At 64.8% G+C, this 8,346-nt stretch carries 8 protein-coding genes; 7 read left to right on the forward strand and 1 reads right to left on the reverse strand.

The window, feature by feature from the left end:
• Positions 1–184 precede the first annotated feature (184 nt).
• From ELR45_RS26370 to ELR45_RS26380, 3 genes are read left to right on the forward strand one after another with little or no spacing between them, the layout of a single operon-like run.
• On the forward strand, positions 185–622 hold the full coding sequence (locus tag ELR45_RS26370; protein ID WP_129668984.1) for a YciI family protein: 438 nt from the start codon (positions 185–187) through the stop codon (positions 620–622).
• Between the two features lie 26 nt (positions 623–648).
• A complete protein-coding gene (locus ELR45_RS26375; RefSeq protein ID WP_240760162.1) occupies positions 649–1,914 on the forward strand; it encodes an RNA polymerase sigma factor in 1,266 nt (421 codons plus the stop codon).
• Entirely contained in the window at positions 1,911–2,591 is a 681-nt protein-coding gene (locus ELR45_RS26380; RefSeq protein ID WP_129668985.1) for a class I SAM-dependent methyltransferase, read from the forward strand. The genes ELR45_RS26375 and ELR45_RS26380 overlap by 4 nt, the downstream gene beginning before the upstream one ends.
• 17 nt (positions 2,592–2,608) lie before the next feature.
• Here the strand turns inward: ELR45_RS26380 and ELR45_RS26385 are convergent, their stop codons facing one another.
• Complete coding sequence (locus ELR45_RS26385; RefSeq protein WP_205857313.1) at positions 2,609–4,033, reverse strand: glycoside hydrolase family 5 protein; 1,425 nt, start codon at positions 4,031–4,033, stop codon at positions 2,609–2,611.
• Between the two features lie 219 nt (positions 4,034–4,252).
• Here ELR45_RS26385 and ELR45_RS26390 point away from each other — a divergent pair, with 219 nt between their 5' ends.
• From ELR45_RS26390 to ELR45_RS26405, 4 genes are all read left to right on the forward strand, one after another.
• Positions 4,253–5,605 (forward strand): ABC transporter substrate-binding protein, encoded by a 1,353-nt coding sequence (locus ELR45_RS26390; RefSeq protein ID WP_129668986.1) that lies wholly within the window; start codon positions 4,253–4,255, stop codon positions 5,603–5,605.
• 268 nt (positions 5,606–5,873) lie between these two features.
• Complete coding sequence (locus tag ELR45_RS26395; protein WP_129668987.1) at positions 5,874–6,830, forward strand: carbohydrate ABC transporter permease; 957 nt, start codon at positions 5,874–5,876, stop codon at positions 6,828–6,830.
• A 124-nt stretch (positions 6,831–6,954) separates the two neighbouring features.
• On the forward strand, positions 6,955–7,725 hold the full coding sequence (locus ELR45_RS26400; protein ID WP_420813954.1) for a carbohydrate ABC transporter permease: 771 nt from the start codon (positions 6,955–6,957) through the stop codon (positions 7,723–7,725).
• 42 nt (positions 7,726–7,767) lie between these two features.
• A partial coding sequence (locus ELR45_RS26405; RefSeq protein WP_129669084.1) for an ABC transporter substrate-binding protein occupies positions 7,768–8,346 on the forward strand: 579 nt, incomplete at its 3' end.

Here is an 8,346-nt window from a genome sequence, read left to right on the forward strand (position 1 = left end):
TCTGAACCACGGCTCACGTCGCCGCAATTTCCGGGGACGAAACGTCGCTGGTCAGGGGAGCAAGAAAATCTTGATGTGATGTGTCGATCCGGTGCGTGGTTGTTCGACGTGTAGACAGAAGCACGGTTGAGCACCTGGTCATGAGGTCCGGGTACCGGCTTCACAGCAACAGGAGGTAACGACGATGCGAGTCATGGTTTTTGTGAAGGCGACCGAGGACTCTGAAGCGGGCACCATGCCCAGCGAGGAAATGCTCACCGCCATGATGAAGTACAACGAGGAGCTCGTGAAGGCCGGCGTGATGCTGGCCGGCGACGGGCTGCACCCCAGCTCGAAGGGCGCGCGGGTCGAGTTCGCCGGGGACAAGAGGTCCGTCGTGGACGGACCGTTCGCTGAGACCAAGGAGCTGGTCGCCGGGTACTGGCTGTGGCAGGTCAAGTCGGTGGACGAGGCAATCGAGTGGGCCAGGCGCTGTCCTAACCCGACCGGCGAAGACGGCACGCTGGAGATCCGGCCGGTCTTCGAGCCCGAGGACTTCGGCGACGAGTTGACTCCCGAGCTCCGTGAGAAATGGGCAAGCATCGAGGCTGCCGAGCACGTGCAGGACAACACTCTCCCGTAGCATCGGGCTGCCCGTAACATGGTGGCGTGCCGAGCTCGGATGTGCAGCGCACGATCGACGCCGTGTGGCGGATCGAGTCCGCGAGACTGATCGCCGGCCTGGCGCGGATGGTGCACGACGTCGGCTTGGCCGAGGACCTGGCGCAGGACGCCTTGGTGTCGGCGATAGAACAGTGGCCGGAGTCGGGAATCCCGAGCAATCCGGGTGCCTGGCTCATGGCCGTCGCCAAGCGTCGCGCCATCGACCAGTTCCGGCGGCAGGAACGCCTGGAGCGGAAAGTCACCGAGCTGGGTCGCGACCTCGAGATCCAGCAGCAGCGGGCCGGCGAGGATCTCGACGACGCCGTGGACGACGACATCGGCGATGACCTCCTCCGGCTCATCTTCACCGCATGCCATCCGGTGCTGACCACTCAGGCACGGGTCGCCCTCACACTCCGGCTGCTGGGCGGCTTGACCACGGAGGAGATCGCCCGTGCGTTCCTGGTCCCGGAGTCGACCGTCGCGCAGCGCGTCGTCCGGGCCAAACGGACGCTCGCCGAGAAACAGGTGGAGTTCGAGCTACCACACGGCGACGACCGGGCGGCGAGGCTCGAATCCGTCCTCGAAGTCATCTACCTGATCTTCAACGAGGGGTACTCGGCGACCGCGGGCGAGGACTGGGTCCGCCCTGAACTGTGCGAGGATGCTCTGCGCCTCGGGCGTATCCTGGCCGGGCTCGCTCCCGGGGACGCGGAGGTTCACGGGTTGGTGGCGCTGATGGAGATCCAGGCGTCCCGGCTACGTGCCCGGGTGGACGCATCCGGGGATCCGATTCTGCTGTTCGACCAGAACCGCGCACTGTGGGACCAGCTGCTCATCCGGCGTGGTCTCGCTGCTCTTGAACGGGCCGAGGCGCTTCACGAGAAGCCCGCCCGGTATGCGTTGCAGGCGGCGATCGCTGCCTGCCACGCGCGCGCCGTCACCCCTGAGGACACGGACTGGGTACGGATCGCCGCGCTCTACGCTGCGCTCATGCAGGTCGCGCCGTCGCCTGTCGTCGATTTGAACCGTGCCGTCGCGCTCGGGATGGCGTTCGGCCCGGAGGCCGGGCTGGAGGTCGTCGACGAGCTGGTGTCCGAGAAGGCGCTGCAGACCTATCACTTGTTGCCCAGCGTCCGCGGAGACCTGCTGGTGAAGCTCGAACGTCTCGATGAGGCACGGACCGAGTTCGAGCGCGCCGCGTCGTTGACACAGAACGAGCGTGAACGCGCCCTGTTGCTCGAGCGCGCCGGAAGGGTGGGGCAGACATGAGTGCGGAGCACACGGCGCCGGACGGAAGTCCGGTCGGGGTGTACCTGGCGATACCGGCGGGCGACGAGCCATCGATCATTCACGATGCGATCGCCGCCGATGCGGACATCCTCGAGCTCGGGTGCGGCGTCGGCCGCCTGACGCGTGTCCTGCTCGCGTATGGACACGATGTGGTCGGTGTGGACAATGACCCGGTGATGCTGGAGCACGTCACCGGCGCCGAGGCCGTCTGCGCGGATCTGTACGATCTGGACCTCGGCCGCCGCCGGTTCGGTGCCGTCGTCGTGGCCAGCCATCTGGTGAATCGCCGTGGCGAGGCCGAGCGGGTCCGGCTCCTGGAGGCTTGTGCCCGTCACGTTCACGACGACGGCGTGGTGCTGGTCGAGCGCTACCCTCCGGACTGGGCGAAGGCGCACGACGACAGGTCCGGCACCACTGGACTGGTGCAGACATCGGTCACCGTCCACGAACGCGATCCGGACGGCTTCACGGCGACCGCCGTGTACCGGCTCGGCGACCGCGTCTGGCGACATGACTTCTCGTCGGAACACGTTGACGACGGCGCGATGGCGGACGCCGCCGCCAAGGCCGGTCTGGTCCTCACCGATTGGGTGAACCCGGCGCAGACCTGGGCGCGGCTCCACCGATCGTCAGATTCCCATGATCATGATCATTAACCGTGCCATATGAACGGCTAATGTTCATGATCATGGAGATCGTCGCGTAGCACGTCGGCCAGCTCGGTGCGCGTGGTACACGCGGTGAGCGCGAAGCAGGAAGCCAGCTCTTCCGCCTGCTCGGGTGTGACGCCCTCGAAGCAGCTCCCGAACGCCTCCACCGCAGGCTCGGCGAACATGATGTGCCGCACCAGCAACGGGATCCATTGCCGTTGCCCCCACGGATACGGGTAGAAATCCGGGAATTCGGTGGCGATGAGCTTCTCGATCGGCTCCATGACGGGCCGGACTTCGGCATCCGAGCCGCCCCATGAGTCGGTCCCGAGCCGGGTCTTCTGGGCCAGGGACGGTCCGATCCGCTGCAGGTACGAGCTCTCCGCCGGCAGGTATGCCAGGCCCTGGCGACCGATGTCCTTGTAGGTCCACAGCGACCAGCTGGCTCCGTGCTCGCGGTAGATCTCCAGCTGGTCCCGGAGTAGCAGCAGGCAGGATTCGTCCCGGGCTTGCTCGCCGGTGTAGATCGGGCCGAACTCGCCGATCCAGATGGGGGTGCCGGTGCGCCGCATGAACTCGGTACGTCGCAGGAAGGTCTGCTCCACGACGTCCCGGTCGAAGTACTCACCTCGCGCCATGCCCGGGTACCGGCTGTCTCGGGCGATGCCCGGGAGTGAGTAGTCATGCGCCGTGTACACGGCCTGGTCGAAAGGCTCGTCGAAGACCGAGAAGTCGCTGGCGTAGCGGTTGCCGTCCAGGAAGAGGACGTGCCGTGGGTCGACCGCCCGGATGGCCCGCTCCAGCCTCGTGTAGAACGGGCCGATCACCTCGCCGCTCTCGTCCGCGGGTTCATTGAGCGGGTTGTACCCGGCGACGGCCGGATTGTTCCGGTAGCGCTCGGCCAGCGCCTCCCATAGGTGCACGACACGGTCCTGGAAGTGCCGGTGGACCCAGAAGGAGGCGACATGGGTGGGGTTGTCGCTGTGCCAGTGGTGATTCTGGGCGCCGGGCGCGGCATGCAGATCGAGGATGGTGTAGATCCCATGCCGGGCGCATGTCTCGATCAGCCGGTCGAGCAGCTGGAACCCGCTCTCTTTCAGCTCGAACGGCCGGTCATCGTCCTCGAAGTGCCGGTAGTTGAAGGGCACGCGGAGGCAGTTGACCCCCAGCGAGGCCAGCATCCGCGCATCGTCATCGGCGAAGAAGTCGTGCAGGAACCGGGTGAAGAAGCGTTCGTACCCCTCGTCGCCGAGGGCACGCCGCATGGTCGCGCGCAGCTGTGACTCCGTGCCGGGATAGCCGGTGATGAAGTTCTCCATGTTCATCCAGCCGCCGAGACCGAAGCCGCGCAGTACTACCGGCTGCCCCGACTCGCCTACCAGCCGATCACCGTCGGTGCGGATCCAGCCGAGCGGTTCAGAGCTGGCTTGATCGTGGGGGAACGACACCAAGACCTCCTAGTGAAAGTGCTGCGGACAGGACCACGGTCGCGCCTGCGTACGAGCGACGCGCAGCAGTCAGAAACCGGTACCGTGCTTGAGGCTAGCCAGTGCGTGTCTTCTGTGCAACTATGTGCTTGTAACGTTTCATAAGCACAGCTGTTACGCGGATGTCGTTTCCGGAAACCGGTCACTCAAGACCGGCGAACAACGAAAGTAGGTAGGCAGATGGTGCACATCGTGGGCAAGGGCGCCGCACGCTTCGGGCGGACGGCGACAGCAACGGCGGCGGCGGTTTTCCTGCTCGCCGCCTGCGGATCAGACGATGGCGACAGTGGCGGCGACGAGGCTAGCGGTGACGAGGCGAGCGGTGACGAGGCTAGCGGTGACGTCTCGATCCGTTTCGCCTGGTGGGGCAACCCCGAGCGGGATGAGATCACCAATCAGGCGATCGAGGCCTTCGAGGCCGAACACCCGAACATCGATGTCGAAGGTGACAGCATCGACTTCGACGGCTACTTCGACCGGCTGGCCACCGAGGTCGCCGCGGACAATGCGCCGGATGTGATCACACTCGGCGGGGCGTTCCCGCGCGAGTACGGCGAGCGCGGCGCGCTGCTCGACCTCTCGGAGGTTGCGGAGCAGCTGCCGACGGACGACATCGACGAGGCGGCGCTGAGCAACGGCTTCTTCAGCGATGTCCAGTACAGCATTCCGACCGGTGTGAACACATTCGCCATGGTCGTGAACCCTGACGTGTTCGAGGAGGCAGGCGTCCCGTTGCCGGACGATGAGACCTGGACCTGGGATGACTACGTCGAGATCGCCGCGGAGATCTCCGAGAACACCCCGGATGGGACCTACGGCGCGGCCGATCGCACCGCGCCGGATCTCATCGACCTGTACTCGCGGCAGCACACCGGCGACGGCCTCTACACCGAAGATGGCCAGATCGCCATCGCGCCGGAGACCGCGCGCGAATGGTGGGAGCTCACGACTCAGATGATGGAGTCCGGCGCGACGCCGTCTGCGACCATCACCTCGGAACTGGCTGGACAGCCGGGACCTGAGCAGACGCTCATGGGGCAAGGGCTGGCCGGCATGCAGTTCGACTGGAGCAACCAGCTCCCCGCGCTGCGGAGCGCCTCCGAGGCCGATCTGCAGCTGATGCGAGCACCGGGCGAGTCGCATGGGGTAGCGTCCGGCATGTGGCTGCAGGCATCGCAGTCCTATGGCATCTACTCTGGGTCGGACCACCCGGAGGAGGCAGCGCAGCTCATCGACTTCCTGGTCAACACCGAGGAAGCGGCGAGCTACATCCAGGCCGACCGCGGTCTGCCGGCGAACTCGGAGGTGCTCGAGGCCATCACACCCGAGCTCGACGAGGACACGGCAGCCCAGGCGGAGTTCATCGCCGAGATCGAGGACGAGGTCAACCCCGACCTGATCATCGGTCCGGAGGGCTCTACCGAGTCGGTCGGTATCGTGCAACGGCTCAACGACGAGGTGTTGTTCGAGCGGATCTCTCCGGAGGACGCGGGACAACGCTTGGTCGACGAGCTCACGGCGGCGGTCAGCTGACCTCGCTGGGCGGGCTATTTGGCGGTAGGTGTGGTAACCGGTATCTCACAATACGGTTACCACACCTACCAGCTCATATGCTCGTGGGGCTACAGTGACATTTGGTCCTGTTGACACCCTTTCGAAACCTTGTTAGAAATCGCTATCTCACCAAGAGCCGTTCCTCACGAGCGGCCTGGAGTGCGAGGAGGTCATTGATGATCACCGTAAGAGGCCCCGAGGCCTCGAAATCGGCATGTGAATGCCGGGAGACCTCCGGTGGGCGCCCATGAATGGCACGGTCGAGGAGTCCACAGCCGAGCAGGAACCGGAGACATCCAAACGGAGCGGTCGTAAGGGTGGCAACAGTCTCACCAAGCGCGAGGGACGAGCCGCGTATCTGTTCCTCGCTCCGTGGTTCATCGGTATGGCGGTCATCACCATCGGCCCGATTCTCGGGTCGCTGTACCTGTCATTCACGGACTACAGCCTGCTTCAGCCGCCCGAATGGGTCGGGCTGGACAACTTCGAGCGGATGCTCAACGACGATAGGCTGCACTCCGCGATCGTCGTGACGGTCACGTACGTGTTCGTCTCGGTACCGTTGCAGCTCGCGTTGGCGTTGGCGCTGGCCTTCTTCCTCGACAGAGGGGTTCGCGGGCTGCCGATCTACCGGTCGATCTATTACCTGCCGTCACTGCTGGGAAGCAGCGTGGCGATCGCCATCCTGTGGCGGCAGATCTTCGGCACCGAGGGCCTGATCAACCAGCTGCTGGACGTGGTCGGCATTCAGGGCGAGGGCTGGGTCTCGCATCCGGACTACGCGCTGTCCACGCTGATCGTGCTCAACGTGTGGACCTTCGGTTCACCGATGGTGATCTTTCTCGCCGGACTCCGGCAGATTCCGACGATGTACTACGAAGCGGCCGAGGTCGACGGCGCCGGTCCATGGACGCGGTTCTTCCGGATCACCATTCCGCTGCTGACGCCGATCATCTTCTTCAACCTCGTGCTGCAACTCATCGGGGCCTTCCAGACGTTCACCCAGGCGTTCATCGTCAGTGGCGGAACCGGTGGGCCGGCCGACTCGACCCTGTTCTACACGCTCTACGTCTACCAGCGCGGATTCGGATCCTTCGAGATGGGCTACGCCTCCGCTCTGGCCTGGTTCTTGCTGGTGGTCATCGCGGCCTTCACCGCGATCAACTTCCTGGCTGCGAAGCGGTGGGTGCACTATGGCGACTAGTCTCGATCGACTTCCCGACGACGCTGCGAAGGCAGTGGACGACAGCTCGACCGGCGGTCCACGTCGGAACGGGCGGAGACGGCGTATCTACAAGCACGTCCTGCTGATCGTGTTCGGCTTCGCGATGCTCTATCCACTGCTGTGGATGCTGTCGAGCTCGGTCAAGCCGTCCGATGTGATCTTCCGTGAGCCCTCGCTGATCCCCAGCGCGTTCGACTTCAGCAACTACACCGAGGGGTGGAACGCGCTGGCGCGCCCATTCCACCACTATCTGTTCAACTCGCTGATCATCGTCGTCGCATCGGTCATAGGGAACCTGATCACGTGTTCGATGGCCGCCTACGCCTTCGCGCGGCTGCAGTTCCGCGGCAAGAAGTGGTTCTTCGCGGCGATGCTCGCGACGATCATGCTGCCGATCCACGTGGTGATCGTGCCGCAGTACATCCTGTTCAACGAGCTGGACTGGATCAACACGTACTACCCGCTGATCGTGCCTAAGTTCCTCGCCACGGACGCGTTCTTCATCTTCTTGATGGTGCAGTTCATCCGAGGGCTACCGCGGGAGCTCGACGACGCGGCCAGGATCGACGGATGCGGGCACTTCCGCATCTACGCGCGGGTGATCATGCCGCTGTGCGTGCCGGCGCTCGCGACGACGGCGATCTTCACGTTCATCTGGGTGTGGAACGACTTCTACAGTCAGCTGATCTTCCTCACCGATCCTGACCTCTACACGGTTCCGGTGGCATTGCGGACGTTCGTGGACTCACAGGGCGAATCCGCCTGGGGGCCGTTGTTCGCCATGTCGATCGTGGCGCTCGGTCCGATCTTCGGGTTCTTCCTGGCGGGCCAGAGGTATCTCGTCCGCGGAATCGCGACGACGGGCATCAAGTGACCCAGCTGGACACGGAGCCGGACGTAGACAGGAAGGTGTGAGATGGGTGCGACAGGGCAGATCACTCGTCGGCAGACATTGATGGCGGCGGTCGCGGCGGCGCCGACGCTGAGTCTGATGGCGTGCGGCCGGGACGGCTCGACGGCGGGCGGCGACGGTCCCGTCGAGCTGCGATACGCCTTCTGGGGCGGTGATGACCGTGCCCAGATGACGCAGGAGATGATCGACGAGTTCGAGTCGGAGAACTCGGACGTCGACATCAAGCCGGACTACTCGGACTTCGGCGCCTACTGGGACAAGCTGGCCACCAGCGTCGCCGCCGGTGATGCGCCGGACATCATCACGATGGGCGGCGCCTACCCGAGTGAGTACGCGGGGCGCGGAAGCCTGCTCGATCTGAGCCGGGTCGACGGCCTCATCTCGACGGACGCGATCGACTCGGCGATCCTGGACAACGGTGTCATCGACGGATCGCTCTATGCCCTCCCGACCGGGATGAACACCTACGCGGTGGTGGCGAACCGGGCGCTGTTCGAAGAAGCGGGCGTGGATTTTCCCGACGACGCCAGCTGGACCTGGGACGACTTCGTGGAAATCTGCGTCGAGCTGGGCCAGGCGCTG

The sequence above is a fragment of the Phytoactinopolyspora endophytica genome (assembly GCF_004138495.1).
Classification (GTDB): Bacteria; Actinomycetota; Actinomycetes; order Jiangellales; family Jiangellaceae; genus Phytoactinopolyspora; species Phytoactinopolyspora endophytica.